Source organism: Parasedimentitalea huanghaiensis, assembly GCF_009753675.1.
GTDB classification, from domain to species: Bacteria; Pseudomonadota; Alphaproteobacteria; order Rhodobacterales; family Rhodobacteraceae; genus Parasedimentitalea; species Parasedimentitalea huanghaiensis.
Window position 1 is genome coordinate 199,065 of the sequence record NZ_WQLV01000008.1, and the last position, 25,719, is coordinate 224,783.

General features: G+C 54.0%; 20 protein-coding genes and 1 tRNA gene. 19 read left to right on the forward strand and 2 right to left on the reverse strand.

Annotation, left to right across the window (positions count from 1 at the left end):
- The first annotated feature begins 15 nt into the window (after window positions 1-15).
- The 10 genes from GO984_RS14545 (at window position 16) to GO984_RS14590 (ending at window position 10,094) form a co-directional block, all read left to right on the forward strand.
- Entirely contained in the window at window positions 16-543 is a 528-nt protein-coding gene (locus tag GO984_RS14545; protein WP_138164863.1) for a cytochrome b, read from the forward strand.
- Between the two features lie 16 nt (window positions 544-559).
- On the forward strand, window positions 560-1,690 hold the full coding sequence (locus GO984_RS14550) for a TFIIB-type zinc finger domain-containing protein (RefSeq protein ID WP_167740350.1): 1,131 nt from the start codon (window positions 560-562) through the stop codon (window positions 1,688-1,690).
- A 42-nt stretch (window positions 1,691-1,732) separates the two neighbouring features.
- Window positions 1,733-2,407, forward strand: a complete 675-nt coding sequence (locus tag GO984_RS14555; RefSeq protein WP_157023306.1) for a nitroreductase — start codon at window positions 1,733-1,735, stop codon at window positions 2,405-2,407.
- 213 nt (window positions 2,408-2,620) lie between these two features.
- Complete coding sequence (locus tag GO984_RS14560; protein ID WP_157023308.1) at window positions 2,621-3,202, forward strand: cupin domain-containing protein; 582 nt, start codon at window positions 2,621-2,623, stop codon at window positions 3,200-3,202.
- An 18-nt stretch (window positions 3,203-3,220) separates the two neighbouring features.
- Window positions 3,221-4,327, forward strand: a complete 1,107-nt coding sequence (locus tag GO984_RS14565; protein WP_157023310.1) for a CaiB/BaiF CoA transferase family protein — start codon at window positions 3,221-3,223, stop codon at window positions 4,325-4,327.
- A gap of 108 nt (window positions 4,328-4,435) precedes the next feature.
- Window positions 4,436-4,696, forward strand: coding sequence for a hypothetical protein (locus GO984_RS14570; RefSeq protein WP_157023312.1), 261 nt, complete (start codon window positions 4,436-4,438; stop codon window positions 4,694-4,696).
- Window positions 4,697-4,806: 110 nt separating this feature from the next.
- Window positions 4,807-4,880, forward strand: a tRNA-Gly gene (locus GO984_RS14575).
- Between the two features lie 157 nt (window positions 4,881-5,037).
- On the forward strand, window positions 5,038-6,837 hold the full coding sequence (locus tag GO984_RS14580; protein ID WP_157023313.1) for an ABC transporter transmembrane domain-containing protein: 1,800 nt from the start codon (window positions 5,038-5,040) through the stop codon (window positions 6,835-6,837).
- A gap of 331 nt (window positions 6,838-7,168) precedes the next feature.
- Complete coding sequence (locus GO984_RS14585) at window positions 7,169-9,064, forward strand: acyl-CoA synthetase (RefSeq protein ID WP_157023315.1); 1,896 nt, start codon at window positions 7,169-7,171, stop codon at window positions 9,062-9,064.
- A gap of 106 nt (window positions 9,065-9,170) precedes the next feature.
- On the forward strand, window positions 9,171-10,094 hold the full coding sequence (locus GO984_RS14590; protein ID WP_157023317.1) for an alpha/beta hydrolase: 924 nt from the start codon (window positions 9,171-9,173) through the stop codon (window positions 10,092-10,094).
- 45 nt (window positions 10,095-10,139) lie between these two features.
- On the opposite strand, the gene GO984_RS14595 is transcribed toward GO984_RS14590, so the two are convergent.
- Window positions 10,140-11,018 (reverse strand): LysR family transcriptional regulator, encoded by an 879-nt coding sequence (locus GO984_RS14595; protein WP_157023319.1) that lies wholly within the window; start codon window positions 11,016-11,018, stop codon window positions 10,140-10,142.
- 117 nt (window positions 11,019-11,135) lie between these two features.
- On the opposite strand from GO984_RS14595, the gene GO984_RS14600 reads away from it, so the two are divergent.
- Both GO984_RS14600 and GO984_RS14605 read left to right on the forward strand, forming a co-directional pair.
- Window positions 11,136-11,768 carry a glutathione S-transferase family protein gene (locus GO984_RS14600; protein WP_157023320.1) on the forward strand — a complete coding sequence of 211 codons (633 nt, stop codon included), beginning with the start codon at window positions 11,136-11,138 and terminating at the stop codon, window positions 11,766-11,768.
- A gap of 65 nt (window positions 11,769-11,833) precedes the next feature.
- The gene (locus tag GO984_RS14605; RefSeq protein ID WP_157023322.1) at window positions 11,834-13,903 is read left to right on the forward strand and encodes an FAD-binding oxidoreductase; all 2,070 of its coding nucleotides are present in this window, start codon (window positions 11,834-11,836) and stop codon (window positions 13,901-13,903) included.
- Window positions 13,904-13,997: 94 nt separating this feature from the next.
- Here the strand turns inward: GO984_RS14605 and GO984_RS14610 are convergent, their stop codons facing one another.
- Window positions 13,998-14,897, reverse strand: coding sequence for a LysR substrate-binding domain-containing protein (locus GO984_RS14610; RefSeq protein WP_157023324.1), 900 nt, complete (start codon window positions 14,895-14,897; stop codon window positions 13,998-14,000).
- Window positions 14,898-15,074: 177 nt separating this feature from the next.
- On the opposite strand from GO984_RS14610, the gene GO984_RS14615 reads away from it, so the two are divergent.
- The 7 genes from GO984_RS14615 (at window position 15,075) to GO984_RS14645 (ending at window position 25,691) form a co-directional block, all read left to right on the forward strand.
- Window positions 15,075-16,505, forward strand: coding sequence for a KamA family radical SAM protein (locus tag GO984_RS14615; RefSeq protein WP_157023326.1), 1,431 nt, complete (start codon window positions 15,075-15,077; stop codon window positions 16,503-16,505).
- A 51-nt stretch (window positions 16,506-16,556) separates the two neighbouring features.
- Entirely contained in the window at window positions 16,557-16,895 is a 339-nt protein-coding gene (gene fdxA / locus GO984_RS14620) for a ferredoxin FdxA (protein WP_157023328.1), read from the forward strand.
- Window positions 16,896-16,897: 2 nt separating this feature from the next.
- A complete protein-coding gene (locus GO984_RS14625; protein WP_157023330.1) occupies window positions 16,898-18,226 on the forward strand; it encodes an aspartate aminotransferase family protein in 1,329 nt (442 codons plus the stop codon).
- A 42-nt stretch (window positions 18,227-18,268) separates the two neighbouring features.
- Window positions 18,269-19,795 carry an L-piperidine-6-carboxylate dehydrogenase gene (gene amaB / locus GO984_RS14630; RefSeq protein ID WP_157023332.1) on the forward strand — a complete coding sequence of 509 codons (1,527 nt, stop codon included), beginning with the start codon at window positions 18,269-18,271 and terminating at the stop codon, window positions 19,793-19,795.
- A 174-nt stretch (window positions 19,796-19,969) separates the two neighbouring features.
- Window positions 19,970-22,027, forward strand: a complete 2,058-nt coding sequence (locus GO984_RS14635; protein ID WP_157023334.1) for a multiheme c-type cytochrome — start codon at window positions 19,970-19,972, stop codon at window positions 22,025-22,027.
- A 326-nt stretch (window positions 22,028-22,353) separates the two neighbouring features.
- The gene (locus tag GO984_RS14640; protein WP_245231125.1) at window positions 22,354-23,850 is read left to right on the forward strand and encodes an arylsulfatase; all 1,497 of its coding nucleotides are present in this window, start codon (window positions 22,354-22,356) and stop codon (window positions 23,848-23,850) included.
- 140 nt (window positions 23,851-23,990) lie between these two features.
- Window positions 23,991-25,691: an alkaline phosphatase family protein gene (locus GO984_RS14645; protein WP_157023338.1), complete on the forward strand. Its 1,701-nt coding sequence runs from the start codon at window positions 23,991-23,993 to the stop codon at window positions 25,689-25,691.
- Window positions 25,692-25,719: the final 28 nt, after the last annotated feature.

Consider the following 25,719-nt stretch of genomic DNA (forward strand, 5'->3'; position numbering starts at 1 on the left):
AGGAATTACTCTACTATGAACCGACGCTCCGCCGTTAAATGGATGCACTGGCTTTGCCTTGGGCTGATTGCATATTTCTATCTTGTGGAACCCGATGAAAATAAGGCCGATCCCGGATTAGGTCTGTCCACTCATGCTGGTGTTGGTCTGATTCTTTCGGTAATCGTAGCCCTCTGGCTCGCCTTCTATTTGACCAAAGGCCTGATGGGGCGCCCCGGCCCGAAGCTGCCGAGCTGGGCCAAAGGGTTTCACCACCTAAGCCACAAAACCCTGCAATATGGCGTCGCAGTGGTTGTGGCCTCAGGCGCATTGGCCGGGCTTGTCGCCCCATTTGCCATCCGCGCTTTTGGAACTGTGCCTATTAATCCGGCTTTTGGTAGCAAATGGCTGCACGAACTGGCCGAAGAGCTGCACGAGATTGTCTTTGACGGGTTGATCATCGTGATCCTGGCCCATGCTGCATTTCATATCTGGCGGCACTATTGGCTGAAAGACAATGCTCTGCGTATCATGGTGCCACGCGTTTTGCACAAATACCTTTGAGACAAGGGATACCCCTGTGACCACACCTCCGCTACCTCCCGCCTCACAAGGCAGCCCTGCCACCCCGGATGAATCACATCGCTTTCCCTGCGAACAATGCGGCAGTGATTATCGCTATGATCCCAAGAACCAAACGCTGACCTGCGATCACTGTGGTCATACGGATCAAATCAATGATGGGCCGTGGCGGGCAACTGGCCTGCGTGAGCTGGACTTTGACACAGCAATCGCACAGCAGTTGCCCGAGGCTGAGATCGAAGTAACCCGGATTTCGGCCTGTCCTAACTGTGCGGCTCAGGTTGAGTTTGATCCCAACACTCACGCCAAGGAATGCCCGTTCTGTGCGTCTCCAGTAGTGGTGGACACCGGCGAAAACCGTCACATTAAGCCGAAAGGTGTGCTGCCATTTGGGGTCGATGAGCGTAGCGCTCATAAGGACATGAGCGCTTGGCTTGGCAAGTTGTGGTTTGCCCCCAACGGCCTTAAGGAATACGCGCGCAAAGGCCGCAAGATGCAGGGCATCTATGTTCCCTACTGGACTTTTGATGCGGACACCAAATCCAGCTATTCAGGCCAACGCGGGACCGTCTATTACGTTACCGAAACCCGGATGGTGGATGGCAAGAGCGAAAGCCACCAGGTGGCCAAAGTGCGCTGGAGCCCCGCCTCGGGCCGCGTTCAGAGGTGGTTTGACGATGTATTGGTACTGGCCTCAAAAAGCCTGCCCAAACGATATACAGAAGCACTGGAGCCCTGGGATCTATCGGCGATGGAACCCTATCAACCGCAGTATCTGGCCGGGTTCCGGGCCGAGGCCTACGCCGTCGAGCTGCAGGACGGCTATACCGAGGCGCGGGACAAAATGGACCGGGTAATCGAACGTGATGTGCGGTTCGACATTGGCGGAGATCGTCAGCGGATCCATGACATCAATACCAGTGTTTCAGAGGTTACATTCAAACACGTCCTTCTTCCGGTATGGTTAGCGGCCTACAAATACCGTGGCAAAACCTATCGGTTTGTCGTCAACGGGCAATCCGGCCGCGTGCAAGGGGAACGCCCTTATTCAGCCTGGAAAATTGCGGGGGCCGTGGTTGTTGGTCTAATTATCGCTGCAGGCATCGGATATCTGGCTGCCCAGCAGTAAGCTCTGACACCTTACCAACGGCGTTTGCCCAAGGAGAGACTTATGCCACCCACCCTGGCCGAACTAAATTCGCTGTTTGCATCGCGTCACTCCTGTCGTGCCTTTCTATCCGACCCGGTGCCGCGGGCGGTGATTGAACAGATTATTGAAACCGCGCAAAAAGTGCCGTCCTGGTGTAATGCGCAACCGTGGAAACTGACCGTTACCAGTGGCGCGCAGACAGAAACATTGCGAGAAGAGTTGCTGCGGGCCGCCGATGCAGGCGGTCATGCTCCCGATTTGGCTTTTCCGACTGGTTACTCGAATGAATACCAAGACCGCCGTCGCACCTGCGGTTGGGCCCTCTACGAAGCTGTTGGCGTAATAAAAGGCGACCGCGAGGGGTCAGCCCGGCAAATGCGGCAAAACTTCAGCCTGTTTGATGCGCCCCATTGCGCGATCATTTCCAGCCCGGCGGAGCTAGGCGCCTATGGTGCTATGGATTGCGGGGGCTTTGTTGCTGCATTCACTCTGGCCGCACAGGCTGCTGGAGTTGCCAGTATTCCACAAGCTGCTGTCGCTTCATTTGCGCCAATGCTGCATCAGCACCTTGGCATTGGAAAAGACCGGATCATACTGTGTGCGATCTCATTTGGATATGGCAACCCCAACCACGCTGCAAATTCATTCAGAACCGAACGTGCTGATTTGGACGATTTTGTGGACTGGCAGGATTGAGCAACAGTAGGAGCTTTTTCGTGCTGTGAAGCAGCGGTCTAGCCGCTCTGACCAGTGTCTATATCAAGTGCTGTATGTGATCCACTTACGGAGAACGAGGCACTTAGGTATTGTCTTGATCACGGCACTCTAGCCCCGCCAACCGCTCAATATATTGCGCAAGACCCCTTAACACTGCTAGTGTAGACGGGACTCGATCTGGAGATCCCAATAATGGCAGATGAATTTGATGTAGGTGGACGGTTGAAAGCCATCCGGCAACAATTTGGCTTTTCTCAACGACAACTGGCTGACAGTGCAGGCGTGCCTCACGGGCAGATTTCCATGATCGAAACCAACAGAAGCAGCCCCTCAGTGGCATCCTTGCGCAAAATATTGGGCGGATTCGGCATTACAATGTCAGAGTTTTTTGAGCCAGATTCCGTGGCTACATCGCAGATCTTTTTCACACCGGGTGAACTGCGTGATCTGACGTCACTGCTGTATCAGGATGGCAAAGATATTCCGCAGAAAATTGCCATCAAACAGGTTGGCGACGCCAAAGCGCATGGGTTGCAAATTCTTCAGGAACGCTACGAAGCTGGTGCCGATACCGGCGAGACCATGATTGAACATGATGCCAACGAAGGTGGGATTGTTGTGTCCGGGGAAATCGAGATAACGGTTGGCGACACAATCAGTATCCTAAAGGCCGGGGACGCCTATCTGTTCAACAGCCGCGAACCACACCGGTTCCGAAACATTTCTGACCATGCAGCCGAAGTGATTTCGGCCTGTACGCCCCCCTATCTTTAGATACGCAAGGAACCCAGTATGAAACCGCTTGAAGGTCTGAAGGTCGTCGAACTTGCCCGAATTCTCGCTGGCCCCTGGATAGGCCAATCCCTGGCTGATCTTGGTGCCGAGGTAATCAAAGTCGAAGCTCCGCAAGGCGACGACACCCGCACCTGGGGGCCTCCGTTCATCGAACGCGACGGAGACAAGACAGCGGCCTATTTCTATTCAGCAAACCGGGGCAAAACATCAGTGGTTGCTGATTTTCGCACACCCGAGGGCCAGCAGAACGTACGCGACCTGATTACAGATGCTGATATCTTGGTCGAGAATTTCAAGGTTGGTGGGCTGAAGAAATACGGGTTGGACTATGACAGCCTGTCAGAGCTCAACCCGCGTTTGGTCTACTGCTCGATCACCGGGTTTGGTCAGGATGGACCCTATGCAAAACGAGCTGGCTACGACTTCCTATTACAGGGCATGTCGGGCCTGATGTCGATCACAGGGGAGCCTGAAGGGCACCCGCAAAAAGTTGGTGTTGCTGTGACAGATATCGTGACCGGACTATACGGTACGATCGGTATTCTTGCGGCAATCGAACAACGGCACACCACGGGCAAGGGTCAACATATTGACATGTCTCTGCTGGACTGCGCTACCGCCATGCTGTCCAATCAAGCGATGAACTTTCTGGCCACGGGGACCAGCCCAGAGCGCAAAGGTAATGCTCACCCCAATATTGCACCGTATCAGGTGCTACCGACCTCAGATGGACACATCATCATCGCCGTCGGCAATGATGGGCAGTTTCAACGGATGTGCGGAGTGCTTGACCGACCCGATCTGGCCAGTGACCCGCGCTATTCCAGTAATTCCTTGCGGGTTGAACATCGCGATGCTCTGACCGCCATCCTAGAAACACAACTTCAAGCTTGGACCAGCGCAGAACTACTGGCAGCATTTGAAGCCGCAACAGTGCCCGCAGGGCCAATCAACACGATTGCCCAAACATTTGATGACCCACAAATCCAGTCACGCGGAATGGTGATCACACCTGAAGGTGTTCCCGGGGTGCGAGGCCCTTGGGTTTTCTCAGACGCGGAACTCGCAACAGAGAAGTCCGCCCCCATTCTGCCCAAGGATTAACAGCAGGAGGCCGACCTTTTTTCTTGAGGTCGGCCTCTTGCCCTTTTTGGGTAGCGAGAAGCCAATCTTCTTATTGAAATTGGCAACCTGACTTCCGATACTAAAAAGATGGCAGAGCATCATAAAGAAGGTCAGCGTAAAAGAAGAGCCAATCTTGCAGGGCATCCCGAATGGATGGAGTATCCACGCACGCGACCCAGAGCTTTGAAAGCCGGAACTGATTACTTTTTCTCAGGCCGGATGTGCAAGAACCGGCATTATAACCTGCGAAAAGTTGTGGGGTCTCGATGTGTTGAGTGTGAAAGCGAAACACAAGACATTAGCCCAACGCTTGCCAGCTTTATGCGTGACTGGCTGTCCGAAGTATAGCGCCATCCGAATGGAATACTGTTTTCAAAAAAAGTTCACCCGTATTTCCAAAAGAAACCACAGGGTGACTTGACCTCCATTTTCCTATGAAATAGGTGGTGTTTAGTTGAGCGGGCGTTGTGTAATGGTAAGACCTCAGCCTTCCAAGCTGATGACACGGGTTCGATTCCCGTCGCCCGCTCCAACTCCTCAATCAGCTTCATTCACATCGCAGTAGAGTGTTACCTCGTGCAGCTGCGCGACAACTGGCGGCTTGACGAACTGTCATTGCAAGGCCATGAACCTAGGCCACATGCAGAGCTTTGAATGCCTGCCCGTTTTGACTGACCAGAGGATCCGAAATGGCGCGATCACAAGTAGCACCCAATGCGAAAGAAGAGCGTGAAAGCTCTAAAAAAATCAGCGTTCTGGGGGCGCTTTGGCCATTTATGAAGCCTTACCGGTTGTTGATGCTGGCGGCGACATGTGCGCTGGTACTGACCGCCAGCCTATCGCTGACACTGCCATTGGCTGTACGGCGGGTGGTTGATAACTTCCGGGTCTCGGATACGGAACGACTAAATCAATACTTTTTGGCTGCACTGGGGATTGCGGCACTGTTAGCCTTGGGTACTGGGTTGCGCTATGCATTGGTGACCCGGTTGGGAGAGCGTGTGGTCGCCGACATCCGCATGGCTGTATTTGATCGTGTTATCGGCATGAGCCCAGAGTTTTTTGAAAAAATCATGACCGGTGAAGTGCTGAGCCGGATCACGACCGATACAACCCTAATCCAATCCGTATTGGGGTCATCCGTCTCTATTGCATTGCGCAATCTGCTTTTGTTCAGCGGTGGTCTCATACTGATGCTTTTGACCTCGGCAAAGCTGGCCGGATTGGTCTTGCTGATCGTACCGGCCGTGATCGTACCCATTCTTGTTCTTGGTCGTCGTTTACGAGTTATCAGCCGGGAAAATCAGGACTGGATTGCCGCCTCCTCTGGTAATGCAGGTGAAGCCCTAACTGCAGTTCAGACCGTCCAAGCCTTTACCCATGAACGAGCCAGCAAAGCCCAGTTCGCCGAGATGACCGAGACATCTTATGATGTGTCTCAACGTCGAATCAAAACCCGCGCCTATTTGACTGTGATTGTCATTTTTCTGGTGTTTTCGGGTATCGTTGGGGTGCTGTGGATGGGCGCCATTGACGTCCGCGCAGGCTTGATGAGCGAAGGCACTCTGATTCAGTTTGTGATCTACTCGGTTCTCGTCGCCGGTTCGGTGGCAGCACTGTCAGAGATATTCAGCGAATTGCAACGAGCAGCCGGTGCGACTGAACGGTTGATCGAGTTGTTGAACGCCACGGACAATGTTACCGACCCTGCGTCTCCAAAGGTGCTGGCCAGCCCGGTGCGCGGCGAGATCACTTTTGACGATGTGTCTTTCCGCTATCCGGCGCGCCCCGAAACCCCAGCTTTGCAAGATGTTTCGCTGACGGTGGCGCCGGGTGAAACCGTGGCTTTTGTTGGCCCGTCGGGGGCTGGAAAAACCACGATCATCCAAATGATCCAACGGTTTTACGATCCCAGCAAAGGCGCTGTGACACTTGACGGGATTGCCCTGACCGACCTTCAGCGGGACGAGTTCCGCAGGGCGATTTCTTTGGTGCCACAAGATCCGGTGATCTTCGCGGCCTCAGCCAGCGAAAATATCCGCTTTGGTCGACCTGATGCCACCGACGCTGAGGTCGAAGCGGCGGCGAAAGCCGCAGCGGCCCATGATTTTATTTCAGCCCTTCCCGATGGCTATGAAAGTTATGTCGGTGAGCGTGGTGTTATGTTGTCTGGTGGTCAAAAACAGCGCATCGCAATTGCCCGTGCCATCCTGCGTGACGCTCCGGTGCTACTGTTGGACGAGGCAACTTCGGCACTGGATGCTGAAAGTGAACGCCTGGTGCAGGCTGCTGTCGATGAGCTGAGCCAGGGCCGCACCACACTGATTGTGGCACACCGTTTGGCAACAGTAAAAAAGGCCGACCGAATTGTAGTGATGGAAGAAGGCCGGATTGTTGCGACTGGCACCCATGATCAGCTGGTGGCTGAGGGCGGGTTGTACGCCCGGCTGGCACGTTTGCAGTTCACCGAAGGGCTGGCAGCGGAGTAAATCAACACTGCAAATTACGAAATGGAAGCCCTGGCCCGTTCGCCGGGGCTTTTGCATTTTGACCGAAGAGAAACGTGAATGTCTGGCTGCGCCCACAGCAGCCACCAAACATCGACGAACACGCTGGCTATAAGAAACGGCGATCCATTTTGACACGCCCCCTCACGTTGGCCCAGTAAACGAGCTTACTGATACCAAAATTGCGCAGCGTCACAACCCTAGCTAACTTAAGGTGATCCTTGCCCTTGCTTGCACCTTTGCGATTTTGACCGCATCTTGGAACAAAGCACATAGCAAGCCCGCAACAAATGGGCATCAGGGGAGACACAACATGACATTTGCCGGGTTCGCGGATCGCGATGCGTTGGAAGCAGAAATGCCATTTGGCGAGCGGGATCTACCGGCAACACTGTACGGCCTGTTATCACGCACCGCTTCAAAGTTCCCCAATAACAGTGCTGTCAGCTATCAGATACTTTCTGGCCCCACAGACAAAGCTGAAACTCTCACCTGGAAACAGGTAAAGGACAAAACCACGCAAGCGGCCAACTTGTTCCGTGCTCTTGGGGTCGGCGAAAAAGACGTGGTGGCCTATATTCTCCCCAACTGTACCGAGACAATCCTAACGCTTCTGGGCGGGGCTGTGGCTGGGATTGTCAATCCGATCAATCCACTGTTGGAGCCGGAACAGATTGCCTCGATCCTGCGCGAAACCAAAGCCAAAGTTGTGGTGACGCTCAAACCTTTTCCCAAAACCAACGTCGCCCAAAAGGTGGCCGAGGCCGTACGCCATGCACCAGGCGTTAACACCGTCCTTGAAATTGATCTCAACCGTTACTTAACACCACCGAAATCCTGGATCGTGCCACTGATCCGCCCCAAACTAGAGGGCAAGGACAAGATTGCACATGCTGAATACAAGTCATTTAACAAAGAACTGAACAAACAGCCCACTTCGCTGACCTTTGCAGACAGTACCGAAGACAGGGTCGCGTCCTATTTCCATACCGGTGGCACCACTGGCATGCCCAAAGTGGCGCAACACAAATATTCAGGCATGATCTACAATGGCTGGCTGGGCCATACTTTGTTGTTCACCGACGAAGACAACATCATGTGTCCGCTACCACTGTTCCACGTTTTTGCCTGCCAGGTGATTTTAATGCCGGCCATTGCTTCGGGTGCGCATGTGGTGTTTCCAACACCGCAAGGCTATCGCGGTGAAGGTGTGTTCGACAATCTGTGGAAGCTGGTGGAACGCTGGAAAATCACCTTTATCATCACAGTCCCCACTGCAATCTCCGCCAAAATGCAGCGCCCAATTGATGCAGACGTCTCGACAGTTAAAACCGCATTTTCTGGCTCTGCCCCGTTACCGCTAGAGCTATTCCGCCGCTTTGAAGACGCGACGGGCATCTCCATCGTTGAAGGCTATGGACTGACCGAGGCCACCTGTCTGGTGTCCTGCAACCCACCAGCAGGAGAGAAAAAAGTTGGTTCAATCGGCATCCCCTTTCCTTACACCGATGTGAAGATTGTCAAGGGAACAGCTGATGGCCCGATTGAGGCAACTGTGGATGAGATCGGCGAGATTTGTGTCTCCAACCCCGGCGTCTATCCGGGCAATACTTATACCGAAGCCGCAAAAAATGTGGACCTTTATTACTTCGACAAATACCTTCGCACCGGCGATTTGGGGCGAATTGACCCGGATGGGTACTTGTGGATCACTGGCCGCGCCAAAGATCTGATTATACGTGGCGGTCACAACATTGACCCGGCAGAGATCGAAGAGGCTCTGTTGGGGCATGAATCTGTGGCCTTTGCTGGCGCCATTGGGCAGCCTGATGCCCATTCCGGTGAATTACCCTGTGCCTTTGTTGAACTGGTAGATGGTGCAAGTGTCAGTCCCGAGGAATTGCTCGAGTTCTGCAAGCTCCATGTGCATGAGCGCGCCGCTATTCCCAAACATATGACGATTTTGGATGAGCTGCCCAAAACGGCAGTTGGCAAAATTTTCAAACCAGATCTGCGACGTCATGCGATTATCCGCGTTTACAACGATGCCCTGCTAAAGGCCGGTCTGGCTGCGCGCGTTGAAAACGTGGTTGATGACAAAAAGCGTGGTCTGGTGGCTCAGGTCGAGGCCAACGGCATTGATCAAGCCAAAATTTCACAGGTTCTGGGGGGGTTTACCCGCCCATGGGAAATGGTGCCTGCTGAATAAGGTCCTGTATCAACTAACAAATGAAAAGCGCTCTGGGGCGCTTTCTTTGTTTCGCGTTTTTGCACAACTTGTTCTAGGCTCGAACAAACTCAGCAGGGGATCTGAGATGGATTATGAGCGATTGATAGATGCCGAGACCTGGGCATTTATCCGAAAGACAGGTGAGAGCTATGCAGATGACGCTGTTGAGCTAAGCATCGCAGAGCAACGAGACGTGTATGACGCAATGTGCCGCGACTTTCACGTCGCACGTCCGGCGATAGTCCAGACCGAGGATCTATCAGCAGACGGCGTACCGGTCCGGCACTACTGGGCTGGCGACCCGACCCGCACCGTCATGTATTTTCACGGTGGTGGCCTTGTCGTTGGCGGGTTGGAGAGCCATGACGACATCTGCGCCGAGATCTGTGCGCAGACCGGTTATCGGGTGATTTCAACTGATTACCGGTTGCTTCCGGAACACAAACACCCTGCCAGTTTTGACGACGCCTGGACGAGCACGCAGTGGGCAGCCAATCAGTTTAACGATGGTTTGGTCTTGGTGGGCGACAGCGCTGGCGGCAATCTAGCCGCAGCTGTGGCCCACCATGCACGCGGGCGTCTTAGCGAGGTGTTGGGTCAGGTGCTCATTTACCCCGGGCTTGGCGGTGATCTTGAGTCTGGTTCGTACCACCAGCATGCGCAGGCCCCAATGCTGACCCGTGACGAATACCTGTATTACCAACAGTTACGATTTGACGGACCTGTCCCCGAAAACGACCCGACCTGCGCACCGTTGCGGGACAGTGATTTTTCAGGCCTCCCACCAACTGTGTTGATCAGTGCCGATTGTGATCCGGTGCGTGACGATTCACGCCAGTATTGTGAAAAATTGCTGGCAGCCGGGGGCCGCGCCCATTGGATCAATGAGCCGGGACTGATCCATGGCTTCTTGCGCGCCCGCCACACTGTCGGTCGGGCAAGAAACAGCTTTGAACGTATTTCGGCAGCAATTGAGGCGCTGGGGCAGAAAATTTGGTCCTACGACTGACCTGCCTTGTCCATCGGGGGCATTCCCAGGCCACAAATTGCGTGCTCAAACATGTGCTGCCAAATGATCAATCAAGGCCCGGATGCGAGCCGTCAGATGTCTGCTTGGCGGATAAACGGCATATAAGCCCACAACTCTGGCCTCTTCCTTTTCAAATAGAAGCTTCAATTTACCGGTCTCCAAGAACGGCAAGACGGTGTAGTATGGGATGCGCCCAATTCCGAGCCCATCTGCCGCCATATTGGCAACTGCCAGCGGAGAGTTTGCACGAAAACTGCCCGATACCGGGATCGCTTGAATGCCACTCCCAGTCTTAAACTCCCAACTATCACTGGTGCTGGCGAATGTCCGTAGCAGGCAGTTGTGTGTTGCCAATGCGGCGGGGCTTTTGGGCTCACCATGCTGGTCTAAGTAATCTGGGGATGCGCAGCAAACAATCCGCATATCCAACAGTCGACGTGCAACAAGGCTCGAATCTTTCAAATCGCCAAAGCGTACAGCGAGGTCATATCCTTCTTCGATGATAGAAACATGATGGTCTGACAAATGCAGTTCTATAAAGACTTTTGGATGCGCAGCCTGAAATGGTTTCAACATCCGCACCAATTGCGAAGATCCAAAGCCGGTTGGCGCTGTAATCCTGATACGCCCAGCCAGTTCAGATTGTTTTACCTGCACCAACCCTTCTAGTTCATCGAACTGCTCCAGCAACGGCACACATCGGTCGTAATATGCGCGCCCTGTTTCAGTCAGAGTAACACTGCGTGTTGTTCGATTGAATAGCTGCGCACCAAGCCGTTCTTCGAGTTGTCCCACGTATTTGCTGGCCAGCTTGGTACTGATCCCCACCCGTCTGGCCCCTTCAGTAAAGGACTGGTTTGCCGCAACCGCCGCAAACGTCCGCATGCCTTGCACGGTATCCATTGTCGCCACCACGTTCACAAATATTGAACAAGTAAGTATATTATCGCCACTGAGAGTTCAAGCTAGACCTATGTCATCGCCGGGGACAGGCTCTGGCACCGACAAAGGACGAACCACATGTCTAACGCTATACGTATTCACGGCTTCCCTCTTTCCGGCCACTCTCACCGTGTTGTGCTGTTTGCCAGCCTTGCGGGGATCAACCACGAGGTCCTGACTGTTGACCTCGCCAATGGAGCCCACAAGAAGGACGACTTTCTGGCCAAAAACCCTGCAGGTCAGGTGCCCGTTATTGAAGATGGTGAAACCATAATCAGCGACAGCAACGCCATCTTGGTTTACTTGGCTCGTAGATATGCCCCCTCTTACATTCCGAATGATCCAGCGGAAGAAGCTGCCGTTCAAAAATTCCTGACCCTAGCAGCGGGTGAACTCGCCTTCGGTCCAGCTGCAGCACGGTTGATTAACGTCTTCAAGGCTCCCTTAGATGTCGATTTCACCCATGCGACCGCAGCCAAAGTTCTCGGAAAGCTCGAAACCCATTTGCAGGGCCGTGACTTCTTGGTTAGCGACACGCCAACAATTGCTGACGTAGCAATCTATAGCTACACCGCTCACGCCCCAGAAGGTGGGATCACTTTGGAGCCCTATCCAAATGTTCGTCGTCTGCTGGCCAATATCGAGGCCCTTGACGGGTTTATCCCAATGCCGACCACACCAGTAGGATTGCGAGCCTCCTCTGCGGCCTGACCCACCTGCCCGGCCGATCTTATTTTGGCCGGGCACCCCTTCCAGTTTTTTCCAAGAGGCCAGCCATGACCGATCAGGCTCCATTCCCGCAATCGCCCTTCCATGCTGGTGAACAAGAGGCACAGGATCGTGTCGGCAAACGCGCCTCTATGGAGGCCTTTGGTAAAGTAGCGATCCGCCCTTTTATGCCGGATCAGCACCGGGTATTTTTTGAACATCTCCCGTTTGTTGTTCTAGGCAGCGTTGATGAAAAGGGGTGGCCTTGGGCCTCCATTCTGACCGGGGGCAACGGGTTTATTAGGTCGCCCAACAGCAAGCGACTTGACCTTGCTGCCAGGCCGGCACCCGGTGATCCATTGCAGACCTCCCTAAAAACCGGTGCGCCCATTGGCCTGCTGGGGATCGAGATCCCCACCCGCCGTCGCAACCGGATGAACGCGCAGGTAATGGAGAAAACCGACGGCGGCTTTTCGCTTGGCGTGATGCAATCTTTTGGCAATTGCCCGCAATACATCCAGACCCGAGACATTGAATTCATTCGCGACCCGTCTGCTCCCGCAGAACAGGCTGCCCCCGTCAGGTTCACCGAATTAGACCAAGCTGCCATTGATTTCATTGAAGGCTCAGACACCTTTTTTGTGTCCAGTTATATCAGCCCTGCCAATGGGCTGACGGCCGAAGGCGTTGACGTATCACACCGTGGTGGCAGAGCAGGATTTGTCAAAGTTGACGGCAATACGCTGACCATCCCGGATTACTCCGGCAATAACTTTTTCAACACCATTGGTAATTTCTTGGTCAACCCCAAGGCCGGTCTCATCTTTCCGGACTTCGAAACCGGTGACCTGCTGATGTTGACTGGCACGGTCGAATTACTGTGGGAGGATCATCCAGAGGTCATTGCATTCAAAGGAGCTGAGCGGGGTTGGCGATTTACGCTGGACCACGGGATGCGTCTCTCTGATGCGTTGCCGTTTCGCGCACAGTTTGGGGAATGGTCACCCAATTCTCTAATGGCCGATGACTGGGCCACGTCTGATGCGCGCGCTAAGGCCGAAGAGCAGCGTAATACATGGCGAACTCTGCGCGTGGCCAAAATTGAGGATGAAAGCAGCGTCATCCGCTCGTTCTATCTTGAAGCCACCGACGACCAGCCGTTGCTTTCTTATGAGGCTGGGCAATTTCTAACCATTCGGGTCCACCCTGATGGGACTGGACCGCAAGTCCGGACATATACCCTGTCTTCAGCCCCGGCAGATCCGGCCTATAGAATTTCCGTAAAGCGCGAACCCGGCGGCATCGTGTCTAAGCACTTGCACGACAATCTCAGCGTAGGGGACACTATCGAAATCAAGGCCCCCAAAGGCGCCTTCTACATCGACCCACTAGAGAAACGCCCCGCTGTGTTGCTTGCTGGCGGTGTCGGGATCACGCCTATGATGGCAATGACCCGCCATGTCCTAAACGAGGGCGTTCGTAAACGATACCTACGCCCACTAACTGTCTTCCATGCTGCGCAGACCACAGAGCAGCGCGCATTCGCACAAGAGTTTCGCGCAGCTGAGGCTGAAGCCAATGGAAAAATCCGCTATGTTTCGGTGATCGGACACCCCACCGAAGCTGAGGTTGCGGGCGAGGATTTTGCTGCGTCAGGGCGCATTGATGCAGATACATTACGCGCATATCTGGTGCTTGATGACTATGATTTTTTCCTTTGTGGTCCTTCGTCTTTCATGCAGGCGATGTACGACCTTTTGCACGACCTTGGTGTTGCCGATGCTCGAATTTTCGCAGAGTCATTTGGCCCAGCAGTGCTGAACCGAAGGATAGACGCTCAGGAGCAACTGCCAACACAAACACCAGAAGCTGAGATGGCGGTTGTTAAATTTGAAAAATCTGGCTTTGAGCAACAATGGGAAACGGGCGATGGAACCCTGCTTGAAACAGCTGAGGCCCATGGTTTGACCCCAGATTTTTCGTGTCGGGCAGGATCTTGTGGAAGTTGCGCTGTCAAAAAACTGTCAGGTGAAGTCGCCTATCGAACATCGCCAACCGCCAACATCGGAACTGATGATGTCCTTATCTGTTGCGCAGTTCCGGCCCAAGGAAGCAGCACTTTGGTACTTGACCTTTAGTCTCTACAGGTGATCGCCGAGACCATTTTTTCTGCGATCACCTTAGGTATATGGAAAAAGAAAGAAATTCAGCAAGCAAGACAAGGTGAACGTTTTATCTTGAAGCAATACACTGATGCATCCAGTCACAAAAAACCGACACATTTGGATTCACTTGGTTACTTGGCCTGACCAGAAAGTATTGGTTTTTCGTCACCAGCGTTTGTGCGTTCAGCAGCACCAACTTGCCGTTGGCAAGCTCCTCTTCGATTAAATATGTTGGCAACAGCCCAACACCAAGCGAGGCCACTGCCCCAGCAATGATCATCGAGAACTGATCAAAGTACTTTCCGACCAGCACCGATGTTTGCGGCAAGCCCGCAAGATCAAAATAGGCTTCCCAGGCTGTGGGGCGGGTGGTCATGTGCAACAAAGGGGCCGCTGCAAGTTTCTCAACGGTATCCATTTGATGTCGCTTCATGAGATCAGGGGAAGAAACTGCAACCATTGTTTCCGAGCAAAACGGCGCCATGTCGGTATTTGGCCAGTCATCTCGGCCAAAGTGAATTGCGAGGTCGAAATGTTCAACATCCAGATCGAAAGGCTTCAATCGCGTTGACAGGTTAATTTCGATGTCCGGGTGTTGTTCGCTGAACAACGGCAAGCGTGGGATCAACCATCGGCTCGCAAAGGCTGGCAGGCAGGCAACCCGCAATGCGGTTCCTTTTGCCCCGCCGGCAATGGCGCGCATCATTGTGCGCCTAATGTTCTCCAAATCAATTGTCAGTTCCTTGGCCAGGCTTTCTCCGGCTTGTGTCAACACAACGCGACGCCCTACCCGACGAAAAAGCGGTGTGCCGATTGTCTGCTCCAACTCCTTAACCTGTCGACTGATCGCGCTTTGCGTCAGGTGAAGCTCCTCTGCGGCTAAAGTGAAGCTACAGTGGCGAGCTGCCGCTTCGAAACTGCGTAGCACTGAATGTGACGGAAGGATGCGGCGGGGAGTACTGTGCAACGGAGCCTCTTCAAGTTTGTAGATGTGATTTACGTGAGAAAATTGCCGACAAACACAGCTTCTACATGAGTTTTTGGAATGCGTTGATGACTAACCATGGTTTGTCGCCACGGTCAACATCAACGATCAATATCGCAAACCTGAACACCAGTCTTGCTGCTCCACGAGGAACCGAAAATGGCACCTAAGGAAAAATATCTTCCCTCCGAAACCGAAAAGGCTTTCTTGGCGAAGGTCACAAACGGCAAATATGACCGTGATATCATTACCGGCCTGAAGAAATTCGTCGAAGGAACCGTCGCTCAGGATATGCAGGGTTTCTATTCCAAGGAAGAACTCGACGCGATTATGGAGCTAGACGGTACCGAGCGTGACCTTCAGGCCCGCATGCCGGTTAAGATCACACGCCATTATTTCGAACAGGCGCTGAAATCAAAGCCGATTCAAACTCTGGTCAAGGCCAGTCCAAAAGAGACCTATGACCTTGATGGCGCCGAAGACCCCGGCAAGCAAATGTCCTACAGTCCGGTTGAAGGTCTGATCCACAAGTATGAACTGGGTCTGATCTATGTGGCTTCAACCTGTTCTGCGCACTGCCGGTTCTGCTACCGTGAAGAGCTGATCGCAAAGAAAGAGATCACGCGCGAAGACGGCACAGTGGCCGCCAAAGGTCTGGCCAAGATCAAAGACATTGTTGACTATGTGGTAGAGCATAACCGACTGGTCGATGAAAACGGTGGTCGCCACCCGGAAACCAACCGCGAACGCCTACGCGAGATACTGATGTCTGGTGGGGATCCGATGGTTCTGGGCAACAAGAACATTGCCCAATGGCTCGGCGCCCTGTCCGAAGCCGGCATTGAAAGCATCCGCATCGGCACCAAGGAACTGGCTTTCTATCCAGAGCGCTTTGACGAAACATTCTTTGCCATGCTGGACGCCTTCCACGAGGCCTATCCACAGACCAACCTGCGGATGATGGTGCACTTTAACCACCCGGATGAGTTCCTGGCAAAAGACCCCAATGGCAACTACGTCGAAAACCCACAGGGTGGCCTCGAGTGGATCCCGGCAACCCGGGCATCTGTCCAGCAATTTGCTCGCCGCTCTTGGATTAACATCGACAACCAGTCGCCGATCATTGCAGGCATCAACGACGACAGCGACGCCTTGCGCATCATGCAGCGTGAGCTGAAGCGCAACGGTGTTGAGAACCACTATTTCTTCTGCGGTCGCGATATTGTTGGCCACAAGGCATTTAACGTGCCGATCGAAAAGGCTTGGCACATCCTGAACGAGTCGCAAAAAGGCCTGTCCGGGGTCGAGGCCCACGCACGCCTGTCGATCACTCACTACAAGGGCAAGACCGAAGTTGCTGCTGTTACCAACACTCCGTTCCCTGGTGTCAAAGGTGGTGAAAACGGTGTGGTGATTTTCAAACTCCTGCGCTCGGCCGCGGATGCGCCTGATCGCTGCAAAGTCACCATAGTGGGTCGCAACGACGAAGCCATTTGGTTCAGCGGCTATGATGATCGTGTGATCATGGATGAAGCAGAGCTCTACTCCATGTACGACATCCAGCCCATCTCGGCGCTGGCTGCCGAGTAACCCTGTCGCGCCTGCCCTCGGGTAGGCGCAAACCCATTCAAGGTTTGCCCAATGACTTATGTTGTCACCGACAATTGCATCAAATGCAAATACACCGACTGTGTCGAAGTCTGCCCCGTAGAGTGCTTCTATGAGGGGCCCAACTTCCTGGTGATCCACCCGGATGAGTGCATCGACTGCGATGAATGCGTCGAGGCCTGCCCGGCAAATGCGATCTTTAATGAAGACGACCTGCCAGAGGACAAGACACACTTCCTCGCCTTGAACGAAGAGCTGGCGCAGATCTGGCCTCAAATCTGCGACCAGAAAGATCCCCTGCCCGATGCCGACAAATGGGACGGCGTTGAGGGCAAGTTGGAACACTTGGATAAATCGGTGCCTGAGGCTTAGTCATGTCTGAACACACAAAAAGTGCCGCTTTGTATGACCGCGCCAAGCAGGTCATGCCCGGCGGCTGTAGCCGCAACACGATCCTGCGCAAGCCGCACCCGATCTACGCTGCGAAAGGCGAAGGCTGCTTTGTCACCGATATCGAGGGCGTCAAGCGCATCGATTTCGCCAACAACGTCGCCTCACTGATCCACGGCCATGCCCACCCTGCCATCGTGCAGGCGGTCAACGCGCAACTGGCGAATGGTTCTGCCTTTACATTGGGGACCGAGATCGAAGTTGCCTATGCTGAACAGATGGTGGCCCGCAGCCCCAATTTTGAAAAAATTCGCTTTGTGAATTCCGGCACTGAGGCTGTAATGAGCTGCATCAAGGCGGCCCGCGCCCAAACTGGGCGCGCCAAAATAGCCAAGGTCGAAGGCTCCTATCACGGGCTGTATGATTATGCTGAGGTCAGCCAGACGGCCAAGCCCGCCAGCTGGGGCGACGCAGACGCGCCCAACAGTGTGCCGGTTGCCAAAGGCACGCCGCAATCCGCGCTGAATGATGTGGTTGTCATTCCGTTCAACGATCCGGAACGTGCGATTGCCATTCTGGACGCCCATAAGGCAGACATCGCTGGCATCCTGATTGATCTGCTGCCCCACCGGATTGGCGTCATCCCTGCCCTGCCCGACTTTGTCGAGGCCCTGCGCAATTGGGCAACGGCCAACGGCGCGCTGATGATCATCGACGAAGTGATCACCTTTCGCACCAATTTTGGCGGTGCGCAGGAAGGCTACAACATCAAATCCGATCTTACCGCCATGGGTAAGATGATCGGTGGCGGCTTCCCGGTCGGTGCCATCGCTGGCCGCGCTGAAGTCATGGATGTAATGGATCCCACTCAAGGCCCGGCAGCCTTTCCTCACTACGGCACCTTTAACGCCAACCCGATCACTATGACCGCCGGGTCGATGGCAATGCAGATGTTTGATCAGCCAGCCGTGGCAGAGCTGAATGCTTTGGCCGACAAGGCACGGTCCGCCTTGGCAGAGGCCATTCGCATCGCAGATGTCCCTGCCTGTGTCACTGGGCGCGGCTCAATGTTCCGCATCCACATGAAAAAACAGGCCCCGACATCCTATCGCAACGCCTTTGTTGGGCCGCAAGAACAGGCCTGCATCAGCGCGTTGCTGGATCACATGTTCGACAATGGGCTGATCATGATCGAGACCTGCTCGGGTCTTTTGTCGACCGCAATGACCCAAGCTGAAATCGACCAATTGGCGGATACCGTCCTAAACGGTCTTCGCAAAATCAAACCGCTTCTTTTGGCAACCGCGGCCTAACCATGCGGCACGCCACCTCAAAGTAACAAAAAGGGTAGAAAAATGACCGTACAAGACACAATCACCTCAAACCATCAGGACATCATCTCGGCCTGCCAGCTCAGCACCGATGAAACAACTGGCGGCGCGCTTGCCGTAACCACACCTGTTGACGGCAGCGTCATCGCAAACGTTCACGTCCATTCTGTTGAAGATGCAGACGCAATGATCGCCAAAGGCGTTGAAGCGTTTAAAGCCTGGCGCAAGGTCCCTGCCCCGCGTCGCGGCGAGCTGGTCCGCCTGTTGGGCGAAGAGCTACGCGCCGAGAAAGAAAATCTTGGTCGTCTGGTGACCCTGGAATGCGGCAAGATCTACCAAGAAGGTCTGGGCGAAGTTCAGGAAATGATCGACATCTGTGACTTCGCCGTGGGCCTGTCACGTCAACTCTATGGTCTGACCATCGCGTCCGAGCGCCCCGGCCACACAATGCGTGAAACATGGCACCCCAACGGCATCTGCGGCATCATCACTGCCTTCAACTTCCCGGTCGCGCCATGGTGCTGGAACGCAGCCCTAGCGCTGGTTTGCGGTGATCCAGTTATCGCCAAGCCATCCGAGAAAACACCTTTGACCCAATTGGCCGTCCAGAAAATCTGCGACCGTGCAATGGCTAAGTTCGGCTCAGATGCGCCCGAAGGCTTGATCCAGTCTCTGATCGGTGAGCGTGAAGTTGGCCAGGCCCTAACCGCCTCTAAAGATGTCGCCATCATCTCGGCCACAGGTTCGGTGCCAATGGGCAAGGCAGTTGCCGCTGACATGTCCAAACGCCTAGGCAAAACCATTCTGGAACTGGGCGGCAACAACGCAATGATCGTTGCCCCGTCTGCCGATCTCGACATGGCCCTGCGCGCCATCGTGTTCTCGGCTGTGGGAACCGCCGGTCAGCGCTGTACTTCGCTGCGCCGCCTGATCGTGCACGAAGACATTTATGACACCCTGATGCCTCGTCTGATTAAGGTCTATGCCGGTCTGAAGGTTGGCAGCCCATTGGCCCCAACAACACTGGTTGGCCCGTTGATCGACCAAGGTTCCATGAACCAGATGAACAAAGCGCTTGAGCAGGCCAAGGTTGAAGGCGGCAAAGTTCACGGTGGCGGCCAGACTTTGGCAGCAGACTATCCAGATGCGGCCTATGTTTCACCTGCGATCGTTGAGATGCCCGAGCAATCGGCAATCATGCATACCGAAACCTTTGCGCCAATCCTGTACGCGGTGAAATATTCCGATCTGGACGAGGCCATTGCACTGCAAAACGCCGTACCCCAGGGTCTGTCGTCGTGCATCTTCTCTACTGACGTGCGCGAAACAGAAGAATTCCTGTCGGCGGTCGGGTCTGATTGTGGCATCGCCAACGTCAACATCGGCCCTTCGGGTGCTGAAATCGGTGGTGCCTTCGGTGGTGAAAAGGAAACCGGCGGCGGTCGTGAAAGCGGCTCCGACGCGTGGAAATCCTACATGCGTCGCCAGACCAGCACCGTGAACTATTCCCGCGAGCTGCCTTTAGCTCAAGGAATCGTGTTTGATATCTAAATACAACTCAGGACCGGGAGACCACTTTGGGCTCCCGGTCCTGAATTTTGTCTGGCAATCCGCTACGCGTTGTCGATGGTTTTACAGTAAACCCCTATCAATAAGACAGTTTCCAGTGCACAACAGACGACAATACTGTTGCTGCAACGAGTTAGTCTGCATATTCATTGTTCAATGGCCAAGCAGACGAGGACCGTTTTGAACCGTGCAGCATTGAAGCCCCATCACCTATTTCTCTTTATTATTGTTTTCCTTTGGCTCAGCCCATTTGCGCAAGCTAAAGACATCCTTCCCAAGCCCCCAGAGTACGTAGGCTCTGAAACCTGTACGTCCTGTCATGCAGAGGCGGCTGAAGATTGGAAGGGCTCGCATCATGCCCTTGCTTGGACCACCCCTAGTGACGAAACAGTTGTTGGTCTCTTCGATGGCAGGTCTTTTTCTCATCAGGGCACCACCTCTTGGTTTTCCAAAGAAGATGGGCGGTTTTTAATCGACACAAGCGATGTCAAAGGCGGGCAACGGCAATACGAAGTTGTTGGTGTGGCTGGGATCGAACCGCTTCAGCAGTACATCGTTGAAACTGAACCTGGTCGCCTGCAATCCTTTGATGTGGTTTGGGATGTGGAGCAGAACCGCTGGTTTCATCTCTATCCTGATCAGGAACTTACAGCTGATGATGGGCTGCATTGGAGTGGTCCATATAAGAATTGGAATGCCCGCTGTGCAGAATGCCACGCCACCGGGTTTGAAAAGAATTACGACCCCAAAACCGAGATGTATCAAAGTCGACAAGTGGAGATCGGCGTTGGGTGTGAAGCTTGCCATGGCCCAGCCCAGGCGCATGTTGAGTGGGCGGAAACAGGGGTGCCTGTGGATGTGACCAAATGGGCAGGAGCCAATGATATTGGGTTGCTGATCAATTTGCCTTCGGATGACTCTGCTGAGGCTGAATTACGTGGATATTTGGCCGGGACGCAGCAACGGCTTAGCCGGTTAAGCCACACAGAAACACAGATCCAGCAATGTGCCGGGTGCCACTCGCGCCGTGAACCGTTTGAAGGTGGTAACCCGCTCCCCGGCACGCCGTTTCACGATGCCTATCGACTAAGCAACCTCCGGGAAGGCCTGTATCAACCGGACGGGCAGATTGAAGATGAGGTCTATGTTTATGGGTCGTTCCTACAATCCAAGATGTATGCCAATGGCGTCACCTGTAGCAATTGCCACAACCCCCATACCGCTGAGGTGAAGCTGGAAGGGAATGCACTATGTGGGCAGTGTCATTCACCGGCCGGAAACCCGGATTTCCCTACGCTTGCGCTCAAGGATTATGACGATCCTTCACACACCTTTCATGTTGAGGGCAGCAAGGGGGCGGAGTGCAAAAGCTGTCACATGATCGAGCGTACCTATATGGGGGTTGATGGCCGCCGCGATCATTCATTCCGCATACCGCGCCCGGATCTGAGCCTGCAAACACAGGCTCCCAATGCCTGTAATGACTGCCACGACGATAAGACCTACGGTTGGGTAGCGGATGCGGTTGCTAGTTGGTATCCAAATAGCACCAAACGCGGGCCACATTTTTCGCAAATTCTGGCTAAGGGTCGCAATGATCTGCGAGGTCAGGGCGAGGCATTGGTTGGTTTGGCAGAATATGACGCATTACCCGCCATCGTGCGTGCCACTGCGTTGGATATGCTTGTGCCGCTGACCACTCCTGCGTTGGCGGCCCGGCTAGAGCCGCTATTGTCCAGCCCTGAGCCGCTGATCCGTGTTGCGGCTATTTCCATTCAGCGTGGCGCCCCCGAGACGGAACGATCAGCCCGCCTTGTTGGCCTGTTGGGGGATCCAGTAAAGGCCGTGCGTATTGCTGCAGCGCGTGGTTTTTTGGGGATGCGGATTGCCTATATGCCCGACAAGATGAACCAAGATTTGAATATTGCAATGGGTGAGTGGCAGGCGTCCTTGGCAGCCAAGGCGGATTTCCCCGAGGCGCAATTGGTTCTGGCTGGCATTGGGCTGACCACACGGCGGATGGATGTTGCGTTGAATGCCTTTGGCGAGGCTGTGGAAATGGATCCGCAATTGACCCAGGCCTGGGTGATGATGATCCGCATTCATGATGCGTTGGGTGATCGGCAGGCCGCGCTTGAAACGGTTCAAAACGCTTTGGAAAAGAACCCAGACGATGTGCAACTCAACCTGATGCGGGCCGATATCGGCGGATAACCTGCTGGCATCTACGTCACCAAACAAACTCCTAGACCCGAGTACCATGGAATGCTTATGTTGGGTTTGGTAGAAGGTGAGCTTTAATATTCATCCAGCAATTGCAGTGTGTTGGTGATTTTGGATGAAGTGTATCCGGTTTGATTAAACATAGCTGACCTAATTCTTACGATTAATCGCTGTCCGCACGCGGCGTGTTGGCAAATGCGCAAAAACCCAATTTTAGGGAGTTGAAAATGATCAAAGACATTCGTGACAAAGGGACCGGCCTTTTACTGGGCATAGGCGCGTTGACGGCTGTGGCAGCTTTGGCAGCAGCCCCGGCAATGGCGCAAGATAAGCCAAACATTCTGGTAATCTGGGGCGATGATATCGGCCAGTCCAACATCTCAGCCTATACTATGGGGCTGATGGGCTACCGCACGCCCAATATCGACAGCATTGCTGCCGAAGGCATGATCTTTACCGACTATTATGGTGAGCAGTCCTGCACCGCTGGCCGTTCGTCGTATATCATGGGCCAAAGCGTGTTTCGCACAGGCCTGTCCAAAGTCGGCCTTCCTGGCGCGAAAGAGGGCATGCGGGTTGAAGACCCGACCATTGCGGGCCTGCTAAAGGCCGAAGGGTATGTGACGGGTCAGTTTGGTAAGAACCACCTTGGCGATCTGGATGAAATGCTGCCAACCAATCACGGCTTCGATGAGTTTTTTGGCAATCTGTACCACTTGAATGCTGAAGAAGAGCCCGAAAACGAGGACTATCCAACTGACGTGGTTCTGGCGGACGGACGCACGTTCCGCGAGGCGTTTGGGCCACGTGGCGTTATACGGTCCTCGGCGGATGGAACGGTCGAAGACACCGGTCCGCTGACTAAGAAACGTATGGAAACGGTTGATGATGAAACTATCGCCGCTGCACTGGATTTCATGCAGCGGGCGGTGGATCAGGAAAAACCGTTCTATGTCTGGTGGAACGGCACCCGGATGCACTTCCGCACCCATGTCAAAGACGAACTGCGGGGTATTTCCGGTCAGGATGAATATTCTGATGGTATGGTCGAGCACGACAGGCACGTCGGCCAATTGCTGGATAAGGTTGACGAACTGGGTATCGCCGACAATACCATCGTACATTACTCGACCGACAATGGCGTGCATATGAACACCTGGCCCGATGCGGGCATGACCCCGTTCTTTGGTGAGAAAAACACCAACTGGGAAGGTGGCTGGCGGGTGCCGTCGATGGTGCGCTGGCCTGGCAAAATCGAAGCTGGTTCGGTTAGCAATGAAATCATGCACCACATGGACTGGTTGCCGACCTTTATGGCAGCTGCGGGCAACCCAGACATCAAGGCTCAGCTGAAAGAAGGCGGGGTTCAGGCCATTGGTCGTGAGTACAACGTTCATTTGGACGGCTACAATTTCTTGCCAGTTTTGACCGGAGAGCAAGAAGAAGGACCGCGCAAAGAGATTTTCTACTTCTCGGATGACGGAGACCTGACAGCACTGCGCTACGAAGATTGGAAAATGATTTTCCTGGAGCAAAAAGCCTACACCACCTTGCGTGCCTGGGTTGAACCCTGGACCGAATTGCGTGTTCCGCTGATCTTTAACCTGCGTCGCGACCCATATGAGCGCGCCTATCGCACATCCAATACATATTGGGATTGGGTGATTGATCGCGTTTATCTGCTGGTACCTGCACAGGCTTATGTAGCTCAGTTTCTTGCGACGTTCGAAGAATTCCCGCCTCGCCAAAAAGCGGCCTCATTCTCGCTGTCGCAAGTGATGGAGAAAATGACCTCCAATCTGGGCAGCAACTAAACAACGGTGTCCCCAATTGCTTGGGGGGCACTTACGGCGCCGGGGGATTTCCGTCGGCGCCATTTCATTTATCAGTTTTGAGCGCGACAGTTTCAGTCCCCCTTGGCGTGGGTCTTTCGCCGCACATAAAGAGGTTTTCTATGCTGCAACAGTCCTTGAAATTCTATTCGGCCTTGATTGCTGCGGGCCTTGCGATGGCGACTGCCGGAATCGCTCAAACAACCTCTTCCTCGCCACGTTTAGTCTTACAAATTACCGTTGATCAACTGCGCGCCGATCTTATTGCACGGTATTCTCAGGGATATGGTGACAGTGGTTTTAATTACCTGCTGCGCAATGGAGTAGTGTTTAAAAACGCCCATCACCGTCACGCCAATACCGAAACCATTGTTGGCCATGCCACACTGGCCACCGGCGCAGATCCTGCGATCCATGGTATGGTGGCCAATCTTTGGTACGATCGCAAAGCCGGGCGGCAATTCTACAACGTTCAAGACGAAGAATTCCCGCTTTTGGGCGCTCGAGGCGTTGATCAAGACGGTGAGATTGACCCAACACAGCGTGCCGCCACTACAGATGGCCGATCGCCGCGCGCAATCTTGACCACGACCGTTTCCGATGAAATTGCCGATTTCTTTGGCCCCGAAGCCAAGGTGTTCGGCGTGTCGGTCAAAGATCGCGGTGCCATATCCATGGCGGGCCATGCCGGGACAGCCTATTGGTTTTCCAAGTCCGAGGGGCGGTTTGTTACCAGCACCTATTATCGCGATACCTATCCAGATTGGGTTGGCGCCTGGCAGGATAAGGGATTGATTGAATCCTATACTGGCACGCAATGGACACTGTCCCAACCTGTTGAGACCTACCGATTTGCCGAGCTTGATGATCAGCCCTGGGAAACGGATCTACCCGGATGGGGCACCGTGTTCCCCCATGAATACGGCCCAGCGGACAACCCGTATTTCACCACATTTCTAACCCTTAGCCCTGCGGGTGATGCCTTGACTGTGGATTTCGCCAAAACCCTGATTGATGTTGAACAGGTCGGCACGGATGAGGTCACCGACTATCTATCAATCAGCCTTTCATCAACTGACTATGTTGGGCATATTTTTGGCCCCTCAAGTCTGGAGTCTGAGGACAATCTAAAACAGTTGGATGGGCAGCTTGCTGACCTGCTTTCCTACGTCGATGCGCGGGTTGGCTTGCGCAATACGCTGGTTATCTTATCCGCGGATCATGGCGGAGCCGAAAACCCCGGGTACCTGGAAACATTGGGGATTGAGGCGCAGATGTTCAGCTTTGACAGCCTGGATACAACACCGGGTGCGCAGCGTTTGAAGGATGCATTTGGCGTTGGCCGGGAGCTGATCCAGAATTTCTCGGCACCCTATGTTTATCTTGACCAAGCGCTGATTGCAGAACGGGGATTAGATGCAGACGAGGTTGAGCGTGCGGTGGCGCAGGAGCTTCAGCAACTACCGGGTATTGCCTTTGCGGTTTCCAGTTCTGCCTTGCGGCGTGGACAGGTGGCGGACACGTCGATCAGCAATTCGGTGCTGCGAAATTTTCACCCGGATCGGTCGGGTGACATCTATGTGGTGTTTGAACCGCATTGGTTCATTGGCGATCTGGATGGACTAAGCGTTGCAGCGGCACATGGGTCTCCGTGGAGCTATGACAGTCATGTGCCGCTGATTTTTGCAGGGCCGGGCATTCAGGCAAAAACTGTGGTGCGCCGGGTAGAAACCGTCGACATCGCACCGACAATCACCACCTATCTTGGCACTAAGCTGCCGTCTGGCGTATCCGGCGTGCCGCTAGTTGAAGTTTTTGAATAGACTGGCCCAACACCACCTTTAGCGAGGT